The 25,066-nt window shown below is 56.9% G+C and carries 19 protein-coding genes and 2 pseudogenes; 9 read left to right on the top strand and 12 right to left on the bottom strand.

All coding sequences use genetic code 11. From position 1 onward, the window contains the following. Genes ASC96_RS16310 through ASC96_RS16300 form a run of 3 tightly spaced genes read right to left on the bottom strand, consistent with a single transcriptional unit; the run spans position 1 to position 2,748 of the window. Complete coding sequence (locus ASC96_RS16310; RefSeq protein ID WP_060504202.1) at positions 1–1,809, bottom strand: YbhB/YbcL family Raf kinase inhibitor-like protein; 1,809 nt, start codon at positions 1,807–1,809, stop codon at positions 1–3. Next, positions 1,806–2,222, bottom strand: coding sequence for a DUF4142 domain-containing protein (locus ASC96_RS33370; protein WP_200956629.1), 417 nt, complete (start codon positions 2,220–2,222; stop codon positions 1,806–1,808). Before ASC96_RS33370 ends, ASC96_RS16310 begins: the two co-directional genes overlap by 4 nt. Positions 2,223–2,229: 7 nt before the next feature. Continuing rightward, positions 2,230–2,748, bottom strand: coding sequence for an alpha/beta hydrolase (locus ASC96_RS16300; RefSeq protein ID WP_060504200.1), 519 nt, complete (start codon positions 2,746–2,748; stop codon positions 2,230–2,232). A gap of 441 nt (positions 2,749–3,189) precedes the next feature. Here ASC96_RS16300 and ASC96_RS33365 point away from each other — a divergent pair, with 441 nt between their 5' ends. Both ASC96_RS33365 and ASC96_RS31770 read left to right on the top strand, forming a co-directional pair. Continuing rightward, entirely contained in the window at positions 3,190–5,877 is a 2,688-nt protein-coding gene (locus ASC96_RS33365; RefSeq protein ID WP_060504199.1) for a PAS domain S-box protein, read from the top strand. Beyond that, the gene (locus ASC96_RS31770; protein WP_280140013.1) at positions 5,831–6,181 is read left to right on the top strand and encodes a PAS domain-containing protein; all 351 of its coding nucleotides are present in this window, start codon (positions 5,831–5,833) and stop codon (positions 6,179–6,181) included. Before ASC96_RS33365 ends, ASC96_RS31770 begins: the two co-directional genes overlap by 47 nt. Before the next feature lie 5 nt (positions 6,182–6,186). On the opposite strand, the gene ASC96_RS16285 is transcribed toward ASC96_RS31770, so the two are convergent. Beyond that, positions 6,187–6,660, bottom strand: coding sequence for an NUDIX hydrolase (locus ASC96_RS16285; protein ID WP_060504197.1), 474 nt, complete (start codon positions 6,658–6,660; stop codon positions 6,187–6,189). Between the two features lie 151 nt (positions 6,661–6,811). Between ASC96_RS16285 and ASC96_RS32680 the strand changes: the two genes are divergently transcribed. After that, positions 6,812–7,120: a hypothetical protein gene (locus ASC96_RS32680; protein WP_156397535.1), complete on the top strand. Its 309-nt coding sequence runs from the start codon at positions 6,812–6,814 to the stop codon at positions 7,118–7,120. A gap of 123 nt (positions 7,121–7,243) precedes the next feature. Next, entirely contained in the window at positions 7,244–7,726 is a 483-nt protein-coding gene (locus tag ASC96_RS16280; protein WP_060504196.1) for a sigma-70 family RNA polymerase sigma factor, read from the top strand. An 11-nt stretch (positions 7,727–7,737) separates the two neighbouring features. On the opposite strand, the gene ASC96_RS16275 is transcribed toward ASC96_RS16280, so the two are convergent. From ASC96_RS16275 to ASC96_RS16265, 3 genes are all read right to left on the bottom strand, one after another. After that, complete coding sequence (locus ASC96_RS16275; RefSeq protein ID WP_060504195.1) at positions 7,738–8,130, bottom strand: response regulator; 393 nt, start codon at positions 8,128–8,130, stop codon at positions 7,738–7,740. A 35-nt stretch (positions 8,131–8,165) separates the two neighbouring features. Then, a complete protein-coding gene (locus ASC96_RS31765; RefSeq protein WP_200956627.1) occupies positions 8,166–8,678 on the bottom strand; it encodes a response regulator in 513 nt (170 codons plus the stop codon). Positions 8,679–8,867: 189 nt separating this feature from the next. Further along, the gene (locus ASC96_RS16265; RefSeq protein WP_060504193.1) at positions 8,868–9,113 is read right to left on the bottom strand and encodes a hypothetical protein; all 246 of its coding nucleotides are present in this window, start codon (positions 9,111–9,113) and stop codon (positions 8,868–8,870) included. Between the two features lie 89 nt (positions 9,114–9,202). Here ASC96_RS16265 and ASC96_RS16260 point away from each other — a divergent pair, with 89 nt between their 5' ends. The 3 genes and pseudogenes from ASC96_RS16260 (at position 9,203) to ASC96_RS16250 (ending at position 11,577) form a co-directional block, all read left to right on the top strand. Beyond that, a complete protein-coding gene (locus ASC96_RS16260; RefSeq protein WP_060504192.1) occupies positions 9,203–9,922 on the top strand; it encodes a Crp/Fnr family transcriptional regulator in 720 nt (239 codons plus the stop codon). A 281-nt stretch (positions 9,923–10,203) separates the two neighbouring features. Beyond that, positions 10,204–11,047 (top strand): annotated as a pseudogene (locus tag ASC96_RS16255) (SDR family oxidoreductase); the annotation flags it as partial. A 92-nt stretch (positions 11,048–11,139) separates the two neighbouring features. Next, the gene (locus tag ASC96_RS16250; protein ID WP_060504191.1) at positions 11,140–11,577 is read left to right on the top strand and encodes a GFA family protein; all 438 of its coding nucleotides are present in this window, start codon (positions 11,140–11,142) and stop codon (positions 11,575–11,577) included. A 682-nt stretch (positions 11,578–12,259) separates the two neighbouring features. On the opposite strand, the pseudogene istB reads toward ASC96_RS16250, so the two are convergent. Both istB and istA read right to left on the bottom strand, forming a co-directional pair. Next, a pseudogene (gene istB, locus ASC96_RS16245) lies at positions 12,260–13,059 on the bottom strand (IS21-like element helper ATPase IstB). After that, positions 13,059–14,345: an IS21 family transposase gene (istA, locus tag ASC96_RS16240; RefSeq protein ID WP_060504190.1), complete on the bottom strand. Its 1,287-nt coding sequence runs from the start codon at positions 14,343–14,345 to the stop codon at positions 13,059–13,061. Before istA ends, istB begins: the two are co-directional and overlap by 1 nt. Before the next feature lie 226 nt (positions 14,346–14,571). Here istA and ASC96_RS16235 point away from each other — a divergent pair, with 226 nt between their 5' ends. Continuing rightward, a complete protein-coding gene (locus tag ASC96_RS16235; RefSeq protein WP_060504189.1) occupies positions 14,572–14,766 on the top strand; it encodes a hypothetical protein in 195 nt (64 codons plus the stop codon). 1,906 nt (positions 14,767–16,672) lie between these two features. On the opposite strand, the gene ASC96_RS16225 is transcribed toward ASC96_RS16235, so the two are convergent. The 3 genes from ASC96_RS16225 to ASC96_RS16215 form a co-directional block, all read right to left on the bottom strand. After that, positions 16,673–17,035 (bottom strand): response regulator, encoded by a 363-nt coding sequence (locus tag ASC96_RS16225; protein ID WP_060504187.1) that lies wholly within the window; start codon positions 17,033–17,035, stop codon positions 16,673–16,675. 1,291 nt (positions 17,036–18,326) lie between these two features. After that, on the bottom strand, positions 18,327–22,268 hold the full coding sequence (locus tag ASC96_RS16220; protein WP_060504186.1) for a chemotaxis protein CheB: 3,942 nt from the start codon (positions 22,266–22,268) through the stop codon (positions 18,327–18,329). Positions 22,269–22,355: 87 nt separating this feature from the next. Further along, positions 22,356–23,405, bottom strand: a complete 1,050-nt coding sequence (locus tag ASC96_RS16215) for a chemotaxis protein CheB (protein ID WP_060504185.1) — start codon at positions 23,403–23,405, stop codon at positions 22,356–22,358. 749 nt (positions 23,406–24,154) lie between these two features. Here ASC96_RS16215 and ASC96_RS16210 point away from each other — a divergent pair. Further along, positions 24,155–24,403 carry a hypothetical protein gene (locus ASC96_RS16210; RefSeq protein ID WP_060504184.1) on the top strand — a complete coding sequence of 83 codons (249 nt, stop codon included), beginning with the start codon at positions 24,155–24,157 and terminating at the stop codon, positions 24,401–24,403. Positions 24,404–25,066 lie beyond the last annotated feature (663 nt).

Here is a 25,066-nt window from a genome sequence, read left to right as displayed (position 1 = left end):
TTATTTCGATGCCATGTTGCGTTCGAGTGTGCCGACAATCTGACCTTCGGTGAGCACGTGTCCTTCCATCGCCTTTAGCACCGCATCCCGTTTCGCGCCTGGCTCCAGCCCAAGCGTTTCGATATCGAGCGCGAAGACCTGGAAATGATAGTGATGGGCTGGATCGCCGGCCGGCGGTTTTGGCCCTGTGTAACCAGTCGACCCCATGCTATTGGCGCCCTGCTTCATGCCCTTCGGCTCCTGAAGGATGGGCGATCCGGGAATGCCTTCCCGCAGCTTCGTAGTGGCCGCCGGGATGTCATAGGCGATCCAGTGTGTGAAGGGTTTTGGCTCGGCGGCATCGGGATCGTCGCAGATGACTACGAAGGACTTTGTGCCCTCTGGCGCTTCACTCCAGTCAAGCGCGGGCGAAGCATTGTCGCCGTCGGCGGCATATTGCAGTGGGATGGGGTCGTCCTTTTCGAAGGCGGACTTCACAGTGATGGGTTCGCTGCCCTTGGCATCGATCAGGTCGATAGCGATCTTCGACGCCGGCATGTCAGTGACGACATTGGGAATGGTACCCCCGGCTGCAGCCTTTGCCGTCGCCTCGCCGTTATAGGAGACTTTGTAGATCGTGCCGTTGCTGTCATCTGCGACGAACAGCGAGCCGTTCTTGCCGACGGCCACTCCCGTCAGGCGTCCGAGATAACCGTATTTGCCGTTTTCCTGCTGAAGCAGGAAGCCTTGGAGAAAAGGCTCGAAGGCAACAGGTTTGCCATCTTCAAAATTGACCCGGACGATCTCGTAGCCGCTCGGGGGACGGCGGTTCCAAGAGCCGCGCATAGCTATGAAGGCGTCGCCCCAATAATCTGCTGGAAAAGCGTTTCCGTTATAGAACGCCATCTGCATCGGTGCGCTGTGGGCGGTGTAACCGAGGACCGGTTCGGTGGATTGCTTCGCCCAGTCTTCGAGTGTGACACCTTCGGGCGGATCCATGCGCGGGTTCAGCCCTCCCATGCCAAAGACATACGGCCAGCCATATTTCTTGCCCTGCTCGATGCGGTTCAGTTCCTCGACCTGGACCTCGTCGCCGAGCCAGTCGATGCCGTGATCCATACCGTAGAGCGCGCCCGTTGTCGGTTCCCAGTCGAAGCCGATCGTGTTGCGCAGGCCGCTGGCGAAGATCGAGCGCGATGTTCCGTCTTTCTTCGCCCGCAGTACCGTGGCGTTTTCAGGATTGTCGTCCTGGCATTCATTGCAGGTGCTGCCCGAGCCGATATAAAGCATGCCGTCAGGGCCAATGCCGAGCGTGCGGTTGGCATGCTGTCCGGCATCCGGCAGGTCGTTGATGATGCGTTTTAGCGGGCCGAACGTTCCGTCTTCCTTGAAGTCGGCGGTGTAAACATCATGAATCGTCACCAGGAAAACCGTGTTCCCGTCGAAGGCAATGCCATGCATGCCGGGGCGGCTCGCGACCGTAACGGCCCCATCCGCCTTGCCGTCGCCGTCGGCATCCTTGAGCATAATGACGTCACCAACGGACCGGCGCGTGGCATAGACGATGCCCTTGTCGGAGACCGCCAGCATGCGCGGATTGATCAGGTCGCGAGCGAAGACCTCCACTTTAAAGCCTTCAGGTGCCTTGATCAGCGCCGTGAGCTTGGCGTCGTCCTTCACCTGAAGCTTTTCCGGCTCCAGGATCGAGCCCTGGATGACGACATCAGAGGCGCGGCCCACTGCTCCCTTAACCTGTGCAGCAGACATCGGAGGCAACGACAACGTCAAGGCGGAAGCGGACAACAAAAGTGCGGACAAACGGATATTCATGGGACCTCCCGGACCATTGGGATAGAAAGGAGAGCCCGATCGAAGAGATCGGACTTCATCACGGGCGATCGGATCAGTGAGCTGCCACTAGGTGCATCACATGCATCTTGTGCATTTCCAATTTGGGCAGTGTTTTGACTGCAAAGGCCTTGACCGCCTCGTCGTCGCCGCCCTTGGCACAGGTGGCAAACAGCGAAACTGCCTCCATATGCGCCCACCGTCTGCATTTCGATGTAGAGCGGCTTGAAGTCTTTGTCGGACGCGCCCTTCAGGAGTTCGAGCATGGCGGCGTGCTTGGATGACAGCTTCGCCGGCGCATCGTCCAGCTTGGCGGCCCTGTTCAGCTCTTCGGCCGCCATAGTATGATCCTTGATCATCGCGGCTGCGAATTCCTTGACATCGACGTCCTTCACCTTCTGCTCAGCCAGCTTCCCAAGCGTCGTCATGCGCTGCCGGAAACTTGTGTTCGGACGCATGCCTGTATTCGACCGAAACAACAATGGCATTGGCGCCGAGCGACAGCGCGCGCGGTGCGCCGTCGTAAACATTGATATCGGCCACAACCCACCCGCCACCGTGATAATAGACGACGACCGGGAACGGCCCCTTGCCGCTGGGGATATAGACACGGGCCGCAAGGGTGCCGGCCTTCGACGGGATGGCGATATCCTTCGTGGTCACCTGTGCTTCGGGTTCGGATGAGATTCGCTTTTCCCACTGGACGGCGTGAGCCGCATCGGCAGGGCTTGCCTGGGTACGTGCCTCGGGTACGGTCAACGTCGAAAATGGCTTTGCCTCAAGAGCCGCAAGCTTGTCGAGAACCGCCTGCATTTCGGCGGTCGGCTTCGCGACATCTGCCGCATGGCCGACACCGCCGAAGCAGAGCGGGAGAATGAACGCAGATGCAAGTGCCAGAAATTTCAGGATTTTTGGGGTCACGGAAAGAGTACCTCGGTTGAACGTGGTGCCCTAACCAGCACATCCGCGCTTTGTTCCGATAGGGATGGCAATTCACGAGAAACAACTATTTCCACTCGCTCCATCAAGCGAAAGATTCGGAACGAATCTTTCCATTCGTTTTCCCGCGCGGCCTGTCAGGATCAGTCGTCATGGGCTCTCAACGCCGGGATCCGCCATTGGTTCAGCGTTGTCCGCGCGTCGGGGTGGAAGATCAGCTGTACGGCCCTTACCATAGGACAGCCCCATGTCGTCTACGAGCCGTCCAGTTCCCAAACAAATGGGCAGAAGCGATCCAACCGCCGTAGTCTGCCAGGTCCCTTATCGGCTCAAGGCAGGAGGCATCATAGCCAAACATGGAAGATGGGTTAAGATTCCACTGTCTCGGGCATCATCATACTGCTGGAATGGGAGACATACTTGATGGAGGCTTCCGAAACCATAAGGTTGCTGGAGGAGCGCCTGGCTCGGGCCGAGGCGCAATTGGCCGAGAAATCCAGACTTGAGGCGGCTGCGCGAGAAAGCGATACGCGGCATCGTCTCCTCCTTGGCACCTGGGCTCAAGCCGTTTGGGAGACTGACGCCGCAGGTGTTGTCACGGCCGACAGCCCCAGCTGGCGAGCCTACACCGGTCAGACAGAGGATGGTTGGCTTGGATACGGGTGGCTGGACGCAATCCACCCAGACGACCGTGCCTATGCCGAGCGGCAGTGGCGAGAGGCGATGGCGGCACGCAGCTTGGTCAACGCCGAATTTCGCCTCCGTGCCCCGGACGGGGGGTGGCGTTGGACCAATGTCCGCGCCGCTCCCGTGATCGATACAGCGGGAGGTATCGAGAAATGGGCCGGGATGAACATTGACATCGACGCTCACAAGCGCGCCGAGGCGGAGTTGCGCGAAAGTGAGGCGAAATATCGCTCGCTGTTTGAGACGATGGGCCAAGGTTATGCGGAACTCGAGATCATCCGTGGCCCGGATGGCCGCCCCCTCGATATCCGTTATCTCGAATTGAACCCGCAATATGAGCGCCTGACCGGCATCTCCGTGGCCGAGGCGCGTGGCCGGACTTTACTCGAGATGATCCCCGATCTCGACGTTTGGTGGATACAGGAATACGACCGCATCGCGCGCAGCGGCCTTCCAGGGCAAGTCGAGAACGAGGTGGCCACGACCGGCAGGTGGTACGAAGCAAAAATATATCCACAGGCTGGCGATCGGTTCAGCATCCTGTCCGACGAGATCTCCGTCAGAAAGAAGGCCGAAAAAGCCCTGCGCGAGCGTGAGGCCGATCTTGCACGGGTGCAGCGGATCGGAGAGGTCGGTGGGCTCGACATTGATATCGCGCACGGGCTGCGTAGCACCCGCTCGCCCGAGTATCTACGTCTTCATGGTCTGCCCCAGGACGGCCGCGAGGAGAGCCATTCCGACTGGCTGGCCAGGGTCTGTCCCGATGATCGCGACGGAGCCGAACGCGCCCTATTCGATGCACCAGAGAGCGACACCCTCAGTTACGACAGCGAATATCGCATCGTCCGCCCGTCGGACGGCTCGGTGCGTTGGATCCATGCACGCGCTGACATCGAGCGCGATGCTGACGGCAAGGCGGTGCGGCTTGTTGGGGCGCATACGGATGTGACCGAGCAGAAGAGATCGACCGAGGCCTTGCGGGAAAGCGAAGCTCGCCTCGCCGCCGCGTTCCAAAGCGTCCCTGCGGGGGTCGCCGTGGTCGACATGTACGGGCGCGTCATCCTTTCCAACGCCGAGTATCGCCGTTTCCTGCCGAACAGCGTCACTGCATCGCGCGACGCGGAAAATACATTCCGCTGGCGTGCTTGGGACCCGCTCGGCACGGCACTGGCGCCTGAGGATTGGCCAAGCGCTCGGGCGCTACGGGGTGAAATCGTAACTCCCGGCCAGGACATGCTGTTCACCGACGAGAGGGGGCGTGAGATCTGGACTAAGGTCGCCACTGCCCCTATCCGCGACCACGGCGGCAATGTAACCGGCGTCGTTTCCGTGATCGGCGACATTGATATGGCGAAGCGGGCGCAAGAAGCGCTCGGCGAAAGCGAGGCGCGCTATCACGCGCTGTTCGAGTCGATGGACGAGGCCTATGCCGTCGTCGATGTGCTGAAGGACGAGGCCGGGGCCTGGGTGGATTTCCGCTTTGTCGAGGTCAACCCTGCCTTCATCGCCCATACCAGCATGCCCTATCCCGTCGGCCAGACCGCGACTGAGTTGTTGGGCGCACCTAATCCGCGCTGGACGCAGCTCTACGGGCGAGCGCTGGACACCGGCGAGGCGATTCGCATCGAGGAGGCGGAGCCGACGCTTGATCGGGTCTTCGACCTTAATATCTTCACGCTGGATCGCGAAAGAAACCGGGTCGCCGTGCTTTTCACCAACATTACTGAGCGCAAGCGCGCTGAGGTGGCGCTGCGTGAGAGCGATGATCGTCAGGCCTTCCTGCTGAAGCTCAGCGACGCTCTTCGCGCCATAACCGATCCCGACCTCGTGGCCGATGAGGCCTGCAGATTGCTTGTTAAGGAGCTTAACGGCAGTCGCGCTCAATATACGGTGATGATAGACAATACGCCGGGAGCGGAAATAGCCGAAGTTCGAGGCGAATCCCTTGGGTCGGGGCCGTTGCTTGTCCGGCGCTTCTTGATGAATGCCTACGGCGTGAAACTCGTAGATCTCCTCCGCAGTGGAAGAAATGTCATACTCACCGATATCGAAGCTGACGATCGGATTACGGACGAGCAGCGCGATGTGTTGCGTAACGCAGCTTCTCCGTCAGCAATCTCTGTTCCTCTGTTGAGAGAGGGTCGGATAGCAATCACCCTGACGCTGCATGATCGGCAACCGCGTGAGTGGACAAAACAGGAAATCTCCCTTGTTGAAGATGTGGCGGAGCGCACCTGGGCTGCGGTAGAACGTGCCAACGCAGAAGCCGCCCTCCGCCGCAGCGAGGAACGCTTCCAACAGTTTGCCAATGCATCTGCGTCCGGCCTCTGGATCAGGGATGCCGAAACGCTGAGAATGGAGTTCGTCAGCGCTGCCATTGCTACGATCTACGGAACTGCACCCGAGGCTCTCATCGGAGATTGAACGCTGGGCCGCAAAGATCGTACCCGAAGATCGGGACGCCGCTATGGATCACATCAAGCAGGCTCGCGACGGTGAACCTGCCATCCACGAGTTGCGCATCCGGCGAGACGATGGCTCGTTCCGCTGGATCAGGAACACAGACTTTCCACTCTATGACCGGAAAGGCAATATGGAGCGCGTTGGCGGCATCGCTGAAGACGTCACCGAAACAAAAATGGCCGTTGAGCACCAAGGCGTGCTGCAGAAACATCACGCGACTATGTGCAACGCGGGAAGTTGCGCCTTTTCGTTCCAGTGTCCATGAACCGATTAAGCCGGGATCCGTTCCTGGCTCGCGCCAAATCGGCGGGACACCATCATAAGAAGCTTCCGCAACTCCGGTTCTCGAACTTTTCGAGCAGCGTCATGCGGCTTCATCCAAGCGAGGTCTCGTTCGGTCATTTCCGGAAATTTCTTTTTACGACGTCGAACTTTCAGGATGTATACTGCGACTAAAGGTTCGACCTGGCTCCCATCGGACAAGATTTTCGCATAGCGGAACTTGCCGAAGAGCTTACGCTTAACCTTGCCGAGGACGCCGGCCTCCTCCCAGGCTTCGCGCGCTGCGACCTCGTGAGGAGCAAGTCCATCAATGGGCCAGCCCTTCGGGATCATCCACCGCTTCGTTTCGCGCGTGGTAATCATCAAAATTTCTGGGCCATCGTCCTGCGAACGGATGCAAAAAGCACCGATTTGCTGACAGGATGCAGTAGACGATGGCTGGTCGCTGTTTGAAATGTCCATTAATCACCGCCAATCTTCAGCACGAACTGCACAAAGGCATTGATGTTCCCTCGATCTGAGTTTCCGTAGACATCCAATGGAAATCGTCCCTGGATCGAAGGCGAATAGGGTTTGATCGAGGAATGCGAGGCTAGTTGATTGGTAGTCTGGAATGGTGATCCACTTCCGCAGCTATCGTGTGAAAACGCCGGAACGCGCGCATTCGTCGGGAACTTTCGATCAAGGCCGCGTTTCGCTACTACCTGCAATTTATGGCCAACAACACAATTTTGGCGGCGATACTCTTTGTTATGCCCGCCCCCCTGTCTTGGCGCAGAAAAGCCCATCTCCTCAGGAATTCGCGCAAGAGGCCGCGGTTTCGAATGACTTCGAACTTCAGGCAGCCGACCTCGCCTTGAAGACATTCGCGCAGAGAAACTCGGAACGCTACCAATGCACAATATCCGCGTGCACGATCTGACAGATTAAGAGTGATCCGAGTACCAATAAGTTGACAACGAAGAAAGATGGCACGCCGCCCACTCTTTTGCGTCCATGGCGGAACGTTCTGCGCAGAAGGCCGTTTGATGATCTGGAGGCGACTATGACAAGTAGCCCTGAACATCGCATAGAGGCGGAATTGGTGTCGCATATTCCGGCGCTACGAAACTTTGCCCGACGCTTTCATAATTCGCCCAATGATGTTGATGATCAGGAAACTTTGGCGAAGGCCCTCAACAATCTAGACAAGTTCGAAGCCGGAACGCGGATGAAATCGTGGCTGTTCACGATCATGCGCAACACCTTCTGCACAAGGTACGGCTTGACGAAACGGGAACAGGTGGGCCTGACCCCAGACTGCGAAAATCGCATTTCGATCAAGCCTTCCCAGGAGGACTTCGTTAGAGCCCAGGAGCTTGAGGAAGCTATTTACAAGCTCCCGGAAAAGTTTCGGACGGTCATCGAGCTGATTTTTATTCAGGAAGTCAGCTATGAGGTGGCGGCCAATAAATGCGGCTGTCCAATAGGGACAATCAAAAGCCGCGTCAGCCGTGCCCGTAACATGCTCTGTAAAGCGCTGGATTGATCTGCCGCCGGTTAATTCATCGCCTCATTGCCCGGGGGGTCGAACAAGGCGCGGGCAATTTTTTGTAGCTCGGTCGGTTTCTGGCAAAGCACGAAGCCCGCGAATCTTTGCGGTACGATTGATGGATCGAAGCCCGTAGCAAACACGAACGGGATGTTCCTTTCCTCAAGTTTATCAGCGACCGGAAACACGAGTTCATCGCCGAGATGAATATCCAACATGGCCGCGTCAATCTCCTGTCCTCCGATGAGAGCCAGAGCATCCGCTACCGTTGCGACGGGTCCAACGACAAGCGCTTGCAAATTCACTAACGTTCGGCGGGTGTCATCTGCGAGAAAATATTCATCTTCCACGACAAGAATTCGTTTGCCGGCAAATAGTCGTAAAGGGTCCGTTGAGTGCATTCGCCGTCACGCCTCTCGTGAATTGATGATGTCTGTTACAGTTTGGGCAGCAAGGTAACCAGCTTTTCTGTGTCATAGGGCTTCAGGACGCACCGCGCAGTGTGGAACCTTTCCGGCAGGATGCAGGAATCATAGCCTGTTACGAACACAACTGGCATGCCGTGATCGCTGAGCGAATCCGCCAGGGAAAAGCAAGTCGTTCCGCTGAGATTAACATCAAGAATTGCCGCGTTGATACGCCAACCCTCGTTCTCAAGAAGTTCTTGCGCCTCATCGAGACGTCCCACCGGGCCGACAATCCGTGCGCCCTCACCGACAAGCGCGTCGGAGAGGGCGAACGCGACAAGAAATTCATCCTCGACAACGAGATAGCATTTATCCTCAAGGTGACGAAGTCGAGCCACGGTCCGCTCTTCAACGTGTGACAAACGAGCACGGCAAAAACATCCGATGAAGACACGAACCAGCCAACCGTCGATAGGTTCCCTTTGAACGCGAAAGTAGATGCGACATCTCGCGTGTCGATTCCCGCTAGAGGTCTGATCCACTTCCGTTGCCTTGGGAACAATCTGCGAAATGCTTGGTTAGACGGATTTTTGTGGTGGTGAAGGCGGGGAGGTGCATATGACTGAAACGTGCTCTTGTGTGATCACGAGCGGAAGCGCAAGACATCGCCTGGCGCTAACAAACGGCACTTGCCATGGGCAAACGGCCAGAGGTCTTTCGGCGTTCCATCATCAACTTTCCTTCTTGAGCCATTCCGTGGCGAAAGTCATAGTTGAGACAGCAATGGGGTTTCCGGCCTCATCTCGGACTGAAACCTTCACGCGGAAATCATCTCTCCCGTTGATTTCGTCGTTGGAGATATCCGTCACAATCTGCGCGATCTCGTCCGTGATTTCGACATTTCGGTCCAGGTTTTTGCCCATCTGGTCCGGTATGAAGCCATCGCCGTTATCAATATCGAAAAAATACCGCGTCATTGCATATCTCCCTTCGTCACAAATGAAGGGCGCGGACGATTGTTCCCCTGTCCGGCGCTGCAAAGCAAGAAACTGTAGTCAGGCGCCGTATGATTGACGTTCTGATAGACAATCTAAATGCTCGCGACGAACTCAATGCGCAGGAGATTGCGCATCTTGCAACGATTGTGACGAGCGAGCGACTAGTGGCGCCCGGTCAAGATATCGTTCCGGAAGGGTCGCGGCCGATGACCTCGGTGCTGCTGCTTGACGGTATCGCCGCGCGTTATCGCGTGATGAACGATGGCAAACGACAAATCACGGCTTTGCATGTGCCCGGGGACTTTATGGATCTTCATGCTTTCCTTCTGAAAACCATGGATCAGGGCGTGTTAGCCTTGTCGCGATGCCGCATTGCGATTGCCACGCATTCGGATTTGCAGCGTACGACGGAAACGATGCCTCACCTCACGCGCCTGCTTTGGCTGCTGACAGTGATCGACGGCGCCATCCACCGTGAGTGGATCGCCTCCATGGGCCGACGCAGCACCAAGGCCCACCTCGCCCACCTGATTTGTGAAGTGTATATTCGACTGAAGATCGTCGGAAAAACAGACAACGGCAGCTTCCATTTGGCATTGTCGCAGGCGGTCACAGCTGACGTCCTAGGTATCTCAATAGTGCATCTTAACAAGACGTTGCAAAGCCTTCGGCGAGATGGGGTATTTCGATGGGATGGTCAAAAGGTCTCTATTCTGGACTGGATCAAACTTACGAAAATCGCTGAATTCGACGACACATATCTCAACCTCGTGCATGAGCCCAGATAGGCGATAGCGGTTTTGTCGCGTCGGAGCGAAACGGTTGGTAGGGCACTGGGGTTGTTGGGAAAATCTAATCTGTTCGAGGTCACGTCCGCCTGAAACATCTACGGTGACGCCGGGCCGGTGGTCTGAACACTGTGGAGGGCCTGATCGCAATTTTTCGTAAGTTTGAAAATTCTGATCGCTCGGGGGAACCATGGGGGATTCGCAAGGTTGGACCCTCGTGGCCGGCACCACGCTCGCGGCTACCGTGGGGGCGTTTCCAGCTTCACTAATCGCCGCGTCTACCAAGGTCAGATTTCAAACAGCAACAACAGCCATGGCCCGGCCTCGCGTCCAAAAGGGATCCCGTCCCGGACCACGGAGAGGAGAGCTACAAGGGATCAGGCCGTCTTGATGCGCGAAAAGCACTCATTACCGGAGGGAGTTCGGTATGGGTCGGGCGGCAGCTATCGCGTACGCGCTGGAAGGTGCTGATGTCGCTATTAACTACCTTCTTGCAGAAGAAGAGGATGCTCGGCAAGTTGTTGTTCTTATTGAGAAAGCCGAACGCAGCTGTCGCTCTTCCAGGCGACCTCCGCGACGAAAAGTTTTGCCAGAAGCTTGTTGAAGATGCTGTGGCCGCGTTGGGTGGTCTCGATGTTCTCGTCAACAATGCGGCTCGCCAACAGACCAAGCCGACGTTGGAAGATATCTCTTACGAAGATTTCGACGCGACGATGAAAACCAACGTTTACGCGGCTTTCCTTCTGACCAAAGCCGCTTTGAAGCATCTTAAGCCTGGCTCCGTGATCATCCATTTCACTCCTGTGCCCACGATCCATCCGAAGACTTGTCGACTACGCGATGACAAAGGCGGCCGTCATGAATTTTACCAAGTCGATGGCCCGTCAACTCGGGCCGAAGGGAATTCGGATGAACGGCGTGGCTCCTGGTCCAATCTGGACCCCGCTGCAGGTGTCTGGCGGAGCTACGATGGAGAAACTCACGAAGCTCGGCGGCGACACGCCACTCGGTCGTCCCGGACAACCTTCGGAATTGGCCTCGATTTATGTGCAGCTTGCAGCGTCCGACGCAAGCTATGCGACCGGACAGATTTACGGAGCTGCAGGAGGCGATGGGCAGCCCTAACGGTCCTTACCCAGCTCGGAGAGTCTCAGGTAACACGAACGGTGCAAAGAAGGCCGCCCGCCCGCTTCAGTTTAATTTCATCGGAGATTGTGATGTCCAGGATTGAATATGGCTCCTGCTTCTGCGGCGCAATCAGGGCTGAGGTGACCGGCAAGCCTTTCTGGATCAATTGGGATCATGACCGCGACTGCCGCAAGGCGCTAGGCAGTCCGATGACCATCTGGATCGGATACAAGGCGGATCAAATTACCTATGTCGCGGGCCGGCCGAAGGTGTTTTCGAAGACACGCGGCGTTCTGCGGTCTTTCTGCGCGGATTGCGGAACGTCAATCGCCTATCAGGATGCCGGTCTTCCGGGCGAAACCTACCTGTGCATCGGCTTCATGGATGATCCCGTTCGTTTCGAACCGGTCGCCCACGGCTTTTACGAAGAACGCTTGCCGTTTGTTGATCTGCGCGACGATCTTCCACGGGAGGCCCGATACACACGGCCACGGCAAAGGACATTCGGTGACCCCAGGGATCGGTGACCACTACTTGGTTTGATGCGGCGTTGATCAATGATGAACCCAGCCTATTTTCCGGTATCAGAATGCGCCGCTACATCAACATCATCGGTGCCCTCTGGACCCGTTATCGCTGAGGTTGATGTTGCCGACGCGCGTTAACTCCGATCGTTAGGTTAGACCCGGCAATCATCCAAGCTTCTGGCAGTATATCTCGCCGACGGCTACAGCAGTCTTTTGATCCTTGTAAGGTCCAGAAAGCGTGGCACGTCATCCCGAAAGACGATGAAGACGCCTTTTGACAGAATGTGAAGAACGATTGTCGTCCCCGCTGGTAGACCGATTACAATCAGTGCCGATCGCACAAACATTCCTCATACCCGCAGGGCGCATTGCTCCCCTCTGTCCCTCCCCGCGTTGAGGTAATTTCCTTCAGGAGCTGGCTATTAGGGACCGTCCTGCCAAACCAGCAATTATCCGGACAAAAAGCCTTGTTTTCACGAGGCTTGATTTGATTCCGCGCCATGAAATCGGGAATAGCGGCTATACCAGCCGCCTACATTGATCGCTCTTCGCGGTTCGATGCGGTAGCGCTGCTGAATCTTGCCTCATACGCTTTCGTCGCATAATCGCCAGGTGGGCGAATGAATAGTGTCAAGCGAAGTGAAGATTTGACCCCGTAGGCGAAACGAAGAACTGACCCCCTTCATTGATTTGCTGTTTCGTTTGTCTCGAGCGCCGTTCCGGTCTTCTGCAGAAGGCCGGAACGGCGCTTTTCGCGAAGCCTGTAGCTATCACCTCGAATGGTGATCACTGTCGAGTGGTGCAAAAGGCGGTCTAATATCGCGGTGGCGACAACAGGGTCTCCGAAGACGCTCCCCCACTCACCGACTGATCGATTTGAGGTAATCAGGATTGATCCTTTCTCGTAGCGGCGAGAGACCAGTTGGAAGAACAAGTGAGCCGCGTTCGCTTCGAAGGGCAGATATCCGAGCTCATCGATGATAAGCAGTTTCGGTCGTGACAGGGTCGTCAATTGCTTGTCTAGGGTTCCGTCGCTGTGGGCCTTTGCCAGCATGGCGACGAGTGTGGCTGCGGTCACAAACTGGACATTGTAATTTTGACGGATCGCTTCGCGGCCGAGACTGACGGCAAGATGAGTTTTCCGGTTCCGGGTGGCCCCAGGAATAAGACTGTATCGCCGTGAGCGATCCAGCGGCAGGTCGCCAACTCTCTGATCTGTCCACGATCCACCGATGGCTGTGCCTCGAAGTCGAAGCCGTCGAGTCCACGCACGAACGGGAACTGCGCCAGTTTGCTCGACATGGAGAAGCGCCGCTCGTCGCGCCGTGCAATCTCACGCGATACCAGGAACGCCAATGCCTCGCGCAGCGTCATTTTCGAGCGAGCGGCCTCGTCTAGCAGGCTGTCGAGTTGATCGCGGATTGCTGTCAGCTTCAGGCGATCGAGCGTTGCGATGAGTAGATCATTGTCTACGGTTGTCATCACCAGCCACCTCCAACCACAGCCTCGTATTCCGCAAGCGGGCGCAGCAGGGCTGCTGGCGTCGTCTCGATTGGAGCGGAACGAACCAGCCCTTCGATACCCGCAACGCCGACGAAGTGGGTCCGGTCCACGATCCGTTGTCGCCGTCCCTGGCACAGAGCATGATCAGCTACGACATGGCCGGCGTGGCGGACGATGACACGACCCGCAAGTACAACGACCTGGACGCTTTCACCTATGAGACGCCAGGGTACGGAGTAACTGTTGGTGTCGAGATCGATGGCGCAGTCTGCCTGCACCTTGCGCACGAGATCGCGCAGCTGACCAAACGGTGCACGGCCTGACAGAGGCCGAAGGGCATCGACCTCGCCAGCGAAGCGCTCAATTGGAGGTTCGCCAGTCGTGCCGTGGTCGCGCTGATCGGCGACCTCACGTATCCAACGATCCAGATGTGCCTCGAAGGAGGCCCAGCTCTTAAACCGGCGACCTGCGATGGCGTTCTTCTTGACGTAGCCGACCCCGCGCTCATCCTTTCCCTTTGTCTGGGCCCGGTATGGAGCGCACGCGCGTGGCATGAAGCCCCAGTAACGTGCAAATGCCCATAGCCGTGCGTTGAAGCGCACCTCCCGGCTAACCGCGTCGTGATGCTCGACAAGCGCATTCGCATTATCCAGCAGAACCTCACCAGGAACGCCGCCGAACCGAAGAAACGCGCCTTCCATGCCCTCGAACCAGTCGGTCTGTCCTTCTCGCAGTGAGGCACGTATATGGATGCGTCGGGAATAGCTCAGCGTGGCGACAAAGACGTTTACCCGGATTCGCTCATCGCCAATCCAGACACGAGTCTGCCCAAAGTCGATCTGCAATTGACGGCCTGGTGGCGTCTCAAACCGGACTGTTGCCCGCTTCTGCGCTTTGAGTTCGCGCCGCCATTCCCGGACCCGAAGCTCAACCGAGCGCAAACCGATGATAATTCCATGCTCGCTGGCCAGCTCCTGCCGGATCACATCGGCATTGCCGTCGTGCCGGAAGAAGCGTTCGCGCAGCCAATCAACCAAGCCATCGAAGGCAGTGCGGCGAACCGGCTTCTTGAATGAGGCTGCTCCGCCCTCCCGCAAATATCGCCGGACAGTGTTGCGAGCACAGCCAAACTCTTTTGATAAGCGCTTGGCACCCCAACCAAGCTCGTGAAGCCGCAACATTGCCACCACCTCATCAGCCTGAAGCATATCTTCGCCCTGCATTGTCCGCGACAATGCAGGATGCGCTGAAATCATGCTCATCATCCATCTCTCCTCGTTCTGAAACGAGGGGGCAGTTCTTCATTTCGTTAGGGAGGCAGTTTCTCACTTCGCCTGACAAATAGTGCGCCGGGAAGGCCGAAGACTAAGCACTGAAGAATGAATATGGGCCACTAGGAGACATAGAGCGATCGCATCAGAGCCTTGACGCGGAACAAACTCAATCAGCCGCCGTTTCAGAACATTGTAATATTACGTGGAGGAGGTACCGATGGGTGTCGAACAAGCTCCGACTAAACAAGGCAAGGAAGCTGCCAAGGGCCTGCGCAGAAGTGCCGCTGGGGAGGAGAAAAAAATTGAATCTCGAAAGGGCTCGGATTTTGCCAAGGGGGCAGCGCGCGTTGAAGAACGCTCACGGAGTTCTGACGGCAAGAGCCCTGACGAAAAACAGAAACCGAAGCGATAATAACACGGTGAAACTATCGGCTGGCTGCGCGGTTTCTGCATGCCGACGGTCCCTACAACGTCGGTCGCTTCCTGCGCCCGATCCGGCAATTGAAGCGAGCCAGTGGCTGCCCCCGGCCACAGGCTTATAAATTGGCACTGCGCTCCATCAAAATAATCTTCCAGGTTCGAAACTAATGCGGCATTGGCCGTTCGGCACCATCGGACCCACTGTGATTTGATGATGGCGCGCCCTTCCATGCGTCCCCCCGCCCTCAGCCGAATGGGCCGCCGGCATGGATGCGAGGTGCTGTGAGATGGCCTCCCTGGTCAAGAGTTTCTCAATGGAGGATAGACAAGGAGTAGCTTGTTGAAGACGAGCTTATTCGCTGTCGGAGACCGAACGATAAGCCACCGGGCGCTACGAGGACCACTCGTTCGAGGCAAAACGCGAGATCAACGGCAAACGCGCTGCATCTTTGGTCACAGACAGTCCACGTCCTCCCGAAATGGATCGCGAACCGATTCCCTTGGCTACCAATCCGGGTCTCGACTCGCAGTGACGCCTAAGATGCAGGGAAGGGGATGACTTGAAGTTGATATATTCAAATGTCATCATATGTGCGGGTGATCCCTGAACACCATATCCCGCCTTGGCACATTGCAGTCCGAAACTGCGATATGGCTTTTGGCTCTACAAGGTCCAACTGGAACTGTGAAGTCGAGATCGTGCACAGACGCGGCCGCGATTAGTGAGCCAGTGGGTCGCACGCAGCCACTGCGGAAAATGCGGGGAACCAATAAACCCACCTGTGCGTTTTGACACGTTCAGATAGAAAGGACCCGTCATGAACCGCATAATCTACATCGTTGGACTCGTCGTGATTGTCATCGCAATTCTATCGTTTTTTGGCCTTCGGTGAATTTGCTGAAAAGCTAATTCAATGGAAAATGATTGTCGCGGCTGGCGCCGCGGCGACCTACGGCGAGACGCCCGGCTAGCTATGCAAACCGCGACATCCGGCGCAAAACGATACCTAGCCTAAAAGAGGTGATGCCCACGAGAATCGCGAGGCCAACAGTGGTACCCGCGGAATGCGAGACCGGTTTAAAATCCGAAACACGGGATTTTTCCACCTCCGACACCTGTTCTCGGAGATGTGCGACGTAGGCGGTGAGGCGGCGAAGCTCTTCAGCTTGGGACAGACCAACTTTTTCCTCTTTGGACGTACTTCGAGGGGCGTTCCCATCGTCATTCTGTAGACCCTCGAAAGAATCCTCCAGTTCGTTCCGCCTGCTGGAGAGGCCCCATTTGCCCGATTTTGTGCTGCTTCCGCGCATGATCAACTTGCTCCTTTTTACGGTAACCGAACAACGCAGGTGCGGGCAAAAGGATGCAGGGTTTGAGGCGGTTTTTTAAGGGTCAATAAAAAAGCCGCCACTCCCGGCAGTAAATGGCGACGCTAGAGTGGCTCACAATGTAGATCTTTAGTATAGGAAATGCAGTATTCTCCCTCCCAGAAAGGGCAGAGATCAAATGCAATTATAGGGGATTTTCAAACACATTTTTGGTATCGTTTTTCACCTGTATAATATTAAACGATACGAAAGAGGAGCGGCCAGCACGCCGTGCATGTTGGGACGAGGTGCCAAAGTTGGCCCAAGGATAGCCACCGGCCCGCTGGGATGGACGACGGCAGCCTAATCGCCGAACAAAGCAAGCTGGAAAACGGACAAGCCCAAAAGCCGACGAACCTGATCCCGACGCCGCTATGCCCCAAGCCTCCGATTGCGCCACTTACCCGCAGCGTGGCTTGTTCCCGGCGTTCGAGAAGAAATATGTAGACGGTGATGTGCCGTGGAGGGGAATCGTTCGACGATTTGTGCTCAGAAACTGGCGGTATCTGTAGCGGTAACGACTGCCGGAATCAATCGCTCAGCATCATGGCCCTCACCTTGCCAAGATCGATTGGCTTTCCCCAAGTGGAAACGCCCCTGAACCTCGGCGGCATTATCGAGGCATCATAGCCGGTGGCAAAGACGAACGGCACTTTTCGCTTGGCAAGCAGATCAGCAACCGGAAAAACGGGTTCGTTACCGAGATTGACGTCAAGTATGGCGTAGTCGATCCGATCGGTGGCCTCGATTAGCTCGATCGCCTTTTCCAGTTGACCGACAGGGCCGACAACGATGGCTCCTTCACGTTCCAGTTCATCACACAGCTCGCTCGCCAGGATATATTCGTCTTCGACCACGAGTATGCGGCGGCCTTCCAGATTTCCCTTGGGCATGAACCGTCTCCATTCGGCCTTTCGCGACAGTCTCCGTCAGTGGGGTGCTTCCACCACGTTCGTCCGCCTGGGATACATTACGGCAGGCAGGTCGAAAGCGACAGCTCCAACCTTATCGAACTTCCGACAGCCAACTGTGTTCCATAAGGATTTCAAATTGCAAGGGTTGATCGCAAGAAATGCTGCTCGGCAGCGTGCTAGGCCCACCAACATCACCAATCACGCTCCTTTGGCCGAACGATTTGCGTCTGAGTCACTGGAACGACTTGACATCACTTAGCTAGTAACTTGAGGGAGCGGCCCTGGGGAGGGTGCCAAGAACAGGATAATCCGACCTCCCCGAAACTCGCGTGACGCTTCGTCACCGTTCCCCCACCGTGTCGGTCGATCGCCCATTTGAACGATTGCCTGCAAAGGAGCAGGCAGTCGCAACGATCAAGCAGACCCAGTTGTATTCAGCTCGTCAGGCTCCCGTGCTCAATGCGTTGGCGAGGCGTTTTCCTCCGTCGCTAGGGATTCTGTAGATCTCTTCCTGAGAAGCTGGCAAAGGCGTTCGGCACGCGACGTAATGCAATTAGGGTCTGCTCGTGGAACAATGACCGGCTGCGTCATGTGTTCACGACACCTTGAGCTTGAACATGCCCAGTCTTCATCAAGCGGTATAATCTTCTAACGGCACCAATGCCGTCCGATCTCACTCGATCGATGATGACAATAGGCCTGTCGTTGCTGGTTGGAAATCTTTATTGCCGCTTGATGAGAAAATTGCTTCGCACTGGGGCCAATCCAGAATGCGCTCCCACGTTGAGCCCAGCACCCACCTCATCGAACGGATGCACGCTTAACCGAGAGATCCCCTCCAAACGTCTGAATGATTTCATTGAGGCGAAGGGGCTTTTGCAGGCATGGGATGGTCGAAAATTCTGCTGGAATGACTTCCGGATCTTAACCGGTCGCGAAAACGAACGGAATCTTGAGCTTCACCAACGCGGCAGCGACCCGAAATCCGCGCCATCGCCAAGGTGATATCCAGAAGCACGGCTGATGGTATCTCTTCGGCCAGAACATTGCGCGCCGCTTCAGCGTCCGGACATGGGCCAAGGACGTTCGCCCTTGCTGCCGTCAGGGCGCGCACAATATCGGTGGCGAGAAAGTATTAGTCTTCCACGACGAGGATTTTCTTGCCCCTCAAGTCGGCAGGCTCGGTCATGTAGATCTCCGAATAAAGCCGGCTCTAACCAAGCGGGAAAGGTGAAGTTCCAGGACTGCAGACACGGAACACGACAGCCCCTTACACGCCATCGTCATCACCCGCAGCGGTACTTTTAGAAACAGGAATCGAGATCGTGCAATGCACACCGTCGTCGCCAAGCGTATAGCTTGTTCGCGCCTTGAGCTGATACGGCAACGCGCGTTCGATCAGTTCCCGACCCTGCCCCGTGCCAGTCGGCATTGATCCCAGAGCAGGCATCGCAACATTTTCCTCGCGCCAGTCGATGTGCAGCCACGGTTGGCTACCCTTTCCATCGACCTCCAGCGACCAGCGAACATTTAGCCGCGCCGCGTCCTGGCCCAAGGCTCCGTATTTGACCGCATTGGTGGCGAGTTCGTGCAAGGCCATTGCAAGGGTCTGGACTGTAGATGAACGCAAGCGGATTCCGTCCGGCCCCTCAAGCGATAGGCGATCGCTGGAACCGTTCATGGCGCCGAGTTCAACCCTGACCAGTTCGTCAAAGGTGACCCGATCATGCTCGTTCAGTCGCGATAGCAACCCCTGGACGCGAGCCAGGGCTTCCAGCCGGTTTTTGAAACGGTCGTGGAAGTCTTCGAGGCCGCTGCTCGAACGAGCCGTGTTGTCCGCCATTGAGCGGATAACGCCGAGAAGGTTCCGGGTCCTGTGCTGCAGTTCGGCGACCAACACCTCCTGGCGTTTGTGCAGGCCTCGGATGTCATCAACGTCCGTGGACGTGCCAAGCCACTCAACGATCGCGCCCTTTTTGTCCCGTACGTAGGCTGCCCGTGTGTGGAACCAGCGATAGGCGTCTGTCTCGCTCTGACGCAGCCGATACTCGACTTCGAAGCCTCCTGTAGCCAAAGCCTCGGACCACGCTGTTTTCGCAACGTCCCGGTCATCGGGATGCACCGGCTCCAGCCACCCATGTCCATGGCTCTCCTCTTCGCGCTGGCCGGTATATTGTGTCCATTGCGGACTTGCCCAGGTCCAGTGACCGCCATCGATGGCGCGCCACACCAACTGCGGGATACCTTCAAGGAGAACACGCTGTCTCTGTTCGGCAGCCGCGAGTGCCTGTTCCGTCTCCTTGATCTCGGTGATGTCATGACCGATGCCGCCAATATGGCCGACGCGACCGGCTTCGTCCTTGATTGGAAAGTCCGTGTTTCGCAGCCATCGTATTGCACCATCAACCGGCCGTTGAATGCGGTATTCAAAGGTCATCCATTCGCCGTCGCGCACCCGCCGGAGATTAGCCGCGGCGAGTTCGCGGTCATCAGGGACGATCAGCTCCAGCCAGCCTACCATGTTATCGCCACGCAGTGCCGCCTCGCGGTCAAGGCCGTAGATCGCTTCGAAAGCGGGCGTTAGATATTCCCACTGCATAGTCTCCGCATCACGAATCCAGAGGACGTCCTGGGATGCCTCGCCGAATTGACGCAGGCGCTCCTCGCTTTCCCGCAACGCGGTTTCAACGCGTGCACGTTCAGATATATCGACAAAACTCACGACCGTACCGTCGATGCGGTCTTCCACGGTGCGGTAGGGTCGCAGCCGCATGGCGAATCGTTGCCCTCCTTTGCTGCTGACCTCCCGCTCGATCGGGATCAAATCCTTCAGGACCTTTTCCGCATCGACGCGAATGTCGTCATAGTTGAGCTGGTGGGTAAAGTCGGTGATGGCGCGTCCGATATCATGCCTGGTGATGTTGAAGAGGTCCGCGATCGGGGACGTAAACATCTTGATGCGCATGTTTTGGTCGAGGAAGAGGGTGCCGATTTCGGTGGCGGCCGACAGGTTCTGTAGATCGCTATGGGCCGCCGAGATGTTCTCCAGCTTGCTTTTCAGCTCTGCGTTGACCGTATGAAGCTCTTCGTTTATCGACTGAAGTTCTTCCTTCGAAGTCTCCAGCTCCTCCGCTGTGGAACGGTACTCCTCGTTCATCGACTGCAGCTCTTCATTGGCCGCCCGAAGCTCCTGCATCGAAGACTCCTGACTGTTCCGACTGATGAGCAAAGCCTCCTGCGCTGCTTTGAGCTCGGCATAAAGGCGCCTCACCTCGTCAGGCCTCGCCTCACCGGTGGAGCCGGCCTCCTCACCATCTCGGACTTCGCCGCCATCGAGAAAAAAGACGAGCGCCTGGCTGCCACGCTGCGCTTCAGTCGCCACCGGTGTCACGTGCATAGACACGCGACGACGATGCTGTTCGAAGGCGACGACGGTCGGCAAAGTGATGGTAGGCTCGCCTTGTTCGATTGCACGGGCCAATGCCAGTCTGAGATCAAGGCGCAATTCCGGTTTTACCACGGACGATAGCGACCTTGAGACGGGCCCCGCCGAGAGGAAGAGGAAGCGACCGGCCGTCGGAGACAGGTGAAGGATATTCTGCCCGTCATCGACAAGTACACTTGCGGGCGCGTTTTGCTCCAGGGCCGCAACATGCAAGGCGGCCGGCAACCCCGACCGTTCGGTTCCAATCGGCGTGGGGCGCTCTGTGTGGTTTGCCTGCTCTGGCGCTGCGAACTGCGGCAGGATGGGCAGGAGATGGCTCGACTGCGGTCGGGAACTGTAAAGGCGTGCGTGCCGGTCGACTGGGGCAAACAAGTCTGTCGCGACGTCGGCTGTCTCTGCCGATCCTAGAAACAGGTAGCGGCCGGGCCTCAGACTATAATGGAAGATCGAACACACCTGAGCCTGAAGGCTTCGTTCGAGGTAGATCAAAAGGTTGCGACAGGAGATCAGGTCGAGCCGCATGAACGGCGGTTCTTTAAGAATGCTGTGCTTTGCAAACAGCACGCTTTCGCGAAGCTCCTTTCGCACCCGAAAGTGTGTTCCTTCATCGATGAAGAAGCGCGCAAGCCTTTCTGGCGTCACGTCAGCTTCGATAGCGCGCGGATAGCGGCCTTCCCTTGCTGTCGTTAATGCTGTCTCATCCAGATCCGTTGCAAAGATTTGGAAGGGCACCTTCATCTTCCGTCGTGCCATTTCCTCATGCAACAGCATAGCTACGGAGTAAGCCTCCTCACCGGTAGCGCAACCAACCACCCAAATCCGGATGCTTTCCTCTTCATGATGGTCGGCCATGTCTACCAAAGGTTTCAGAACCTGAGATGCAAGCGCCTCAAATGCCTGTTCATCTCGGAAAAACGTCGTCACCGATATCAGGAGGTCGGAGAAGAGGTTTTGGGCCTCCTCCGGCGTGGTCAGAAGGTGATCGGCATAATCTGCCAGCGTGTCCTTGCGGCACACCTGCATCCGGCGAACCACACGGCGCATGACCGTTGCACGCTTGTACCCTGAGAAATCGTGGCCCACACGAGTTCGTAGCAAGGCGACGATGCGGCGAAGGTCATTGGCGGCGCCGATCATATCCAATGACCGCACCGCCTCCTTGCTATGGGCGACCTCCGCCAACCGTTCTGCCAAACGTGCGACTGGTGCGACAAAGTCTGCGGCGCCTGTTGCGATCGCGCTCTGAGGCATTGAGGAAAAAGTTGCCTCTGTTGGCTCCTGGACCATAATGACGCCGCCGGCCTCCTTGACGGCAGTGACCCCCAGCGCGCCGTCCGAGCCTGCGCCTGACAGGACCATCGCAACCCCGTCCCCGCGGGCAGCAGCAATAGAGCGGAAGAACATGTCGATCGGCGCGCGCTGCCCACGCGGCTCGGTAAACCCGCGGGCTGTGATGCTGTCTCCGTCGATAACAAGTTCACGGTCGGGCGGAATGACGAAGACGCAGTTCGGCTTGAGCTTTGGCGACTCACCAACCAGATGAACAGGCATGCGCGTATGCTGCGCCAGGACTTCACTCAATGCGCTCGGTTCGTCGGGCGACAGATGCAGGATTACGACGTAGGCGAGGCCGAGATCAGGTGGCACTAGGCGGAGCAAATCCTGAAGCGCGGTTACCCCTCCCGCTGAAGCGCCGATAGCACAGACAGGGATAAACTTGCGGTTTGCAGGCAGGAGGTATTCTTCGTCCGTCATGGCGTCGCTCATATGAATTTATCTCTTTGAGTATCGAGAAAACGCGCATGGCGTCAAACCTAATCGTACGCCCGTCGTGCGTAGCCTTCCGTCCGCCCGCTACCCCTCCTTCAGCACAGCACGACCTTCATAGGATGGAATTTCAAGTTCCTCTGCGCCGTCCGGCTCGCCTTCCATCAGTTGCAGGAGGGCTTGCCGCAGGATATCGGCGTGGGCTCGATATTCATCCGACTTCTGAAGGAAGTTTTCCGCCATCCCCTCTCTTCCAGAGGCACGAGCGTCCCGTCCCATGCGAGACATCAGTTCGGCACGCTCCTCGACGATCCTCAGGGCCACGCGCATCGCCTCGTCCACTGCGCTCTGCTTCTCCATCATCAATACCTTGCCGGTATAGCCGTGTCCGACCTGGCAACGAAATCGGAGTGGATGGGAGCCTTCAATCTCGGAAAGGACGCCCCCGCAATCAGGACACGTTAATGCAACCGGGTGGCCGAGTTTCCCCATGCTGCCCGTCGTGGAAGCAGCGCCAGCGGCAATCTCGACCTCTAGTCTCAGTTCAGAAGGTACGGGTCGAGCAGGACCAGCTTCTTCTTGCACGTACCTGGCTATCGCAGATGCAAGCTCACCTGCGCCAGCGCTGAGGTCCATCGGCGTCGCTTCGAGGGCCGCTATCGGCATAGCGGCGGCTTCTGAGGTACTCGGTGCTTGAACCAAGGCAACGCCGCCGCATCGCTTGATCGAAGATAGCCCCGAGGCGCCATCGTTCAGCATTCCACTGAGGATCAGTCCGATCGCTCTTGGACCGACCGAAAGCGCCACGGAACGAAAGAGCGGATCGATAGCCGGTCGCGCGAGGTTTTCCCGAGGCCCCTTGCCAAGTTTGAAGACGTCCCCGATCAGCAGGAGGTGATGATCCGGAGGCGCTATAAACACTTTTCCCGACTCCAGCGCCATCCCGTCCTGCACTATGACTACAGGAAACGGGCTGCGGGAGGCGATCGCTGTATGGACGCCAGAGCTATCCGCGGGTATGTGAATGACCACGATGATCGTAGCATTCAAGTCTCGAGGCAGCTTCTCCAGTATGGCGTTTAGTGGCTTGATTGCCCCAGCTGAGCCACCGATGGCGACAACGTTTCTGTTCGACATAGGACTATCCTTTTATTCTAAAACTCCGTCCCATGCTAAAGGTTGCCTAACCTGAGCAAGATGGCTCCAGGATGACCGGTCGTCTAGCGATATCGCGCTTGAACTATTTGATCCTAGATCCATTACGCAGTGTTGTGGCGCCCGTCTGATCGATGCCTGAAAGGCTGTTGGGTGATTTCTCCCGTTGGAACACTTCGACGTGGTGCCCCTAAGGTCAGGCGCGGGCTATCGAAAGAGACTCATGTGTGCGCATGGCCTTGAGCTCACCAACAGTGACGGGGCGACGGAAAGATCGCGGCGGATCAGCCAATCAGCTGTAGGCGGCGTTGCCCCGGCAATTGATAACAGCATAGGCTATCCGCAAACGATTTCGAACTTCCCTCGCTGCGACGCGGCGATATCGGAAGATCATCAGACCCGCGCTAAGTAGACGAACACTCACGACAGCCAGTTTAGTGACGGACGGCACCCGGTCCCCCATGCATCGACCTCCTCTCGGCAACATGTGTTAAAGCGCGCCGTAGAGCAGATGTCTGCATTCAAGAAAACGCTAAGTCGAACATGTCGTGCATCGCCATTCTCCTGCCGGAAATCGCGATGGCAACCTCCTGCGATTAAGTCGGAAACACACCCTTAAATGGGACAGAGCACGGGCAATTTCGTAGCGGAAACTTTTTTCGCTTCGACAGGGAACAAGATCCAGACGGAAGGGTTCGAATGTCCCCAATGAACCCTGATGAGATAAATCCATGGTTTCCGTCTTCGCCATCATGATCGCAGTTTGCGCTTTCGGCTTTGTCCTTGGATACTTTTACAACCGGTTTGAAGTTATTGCTGCGCGGCGGGCTTTAGTTGACCAGAGAATTAAGTTCGAAGCCGATCTTTCACGCGCTGCGGAAGTTCTCGAGGATTTCGAAGAGATTTTTGATGAGATGGAACGTTTCCATTCGTCTCACGAAACGGCTGTCGTACTGCCATTCAAACCACCGGTTGTTTAGGCACAGAAAGAAAAACGGCAGAGCGGTGGGGCTGCACAGTGCTCTGCCGCAAATGGATCATCGAAGCATAGCTGGAGAGGCCGGGCCCGGTGTGGTGTAGGGCCGTCGTTTCTGTCCGTAGGCCATTCCAGACGCTGTTAAAAGCTTGGAGTCATGCAGTAGAGATCTCCGGTTGCCCAGATCTGCCACCTGGACGATGGCGTCTCGCTTGGACTGAATGTGTACGATCGCGCGCTCGTGCGGTTTGGCTGCCGATCCTCGAGTGCCAAGTTGGTCTGGAGAGGTGTCGCCTTGATTGGGCCACACCGAGGCATCCGATAGGCACCGCTACATTACAGAACGGTAGACGTTTTGAAGGTAAAAGGGATCGTGTCCCAGCGAGTGGTGTAGCTGGATTTCATAGCCATCGGTGATTTCCGGTAGAGTCGGGGTGCTTAGAACCTGGCTCTGCCGCCGAGAAGCTGATGGCACGGACTCGCGTTAACGCCGATTTGCAAAGGCGTCATATCCCTTCGCCGCTCGTTTCGGGAAAGGGAACTAATATCGTTTTCACAAGTTGGAAAGCACCTGAGATGGCAGAAGAAGGGGAAAGTTGATGAAATCTCGCGTTAAACGCTTCTGGTATAGCTCGACAAACCCAAAATGGTCACGACCGCCTGTCAA

It is taken from the genome of Rhizobium sp. Root1204, from assembly GCF_001424965.1.
Lineage (GTDB): Bacteria > Pseudomonadota > Alphaproteobacteria > Rhizobiales > Rhizobiaceae > Pararhizobium.
The sequence above is the reverse complement of the archived record's forward strand: the minus strand, read 5'-3'. Positions and strand labels throughout refer to the sequence as shown.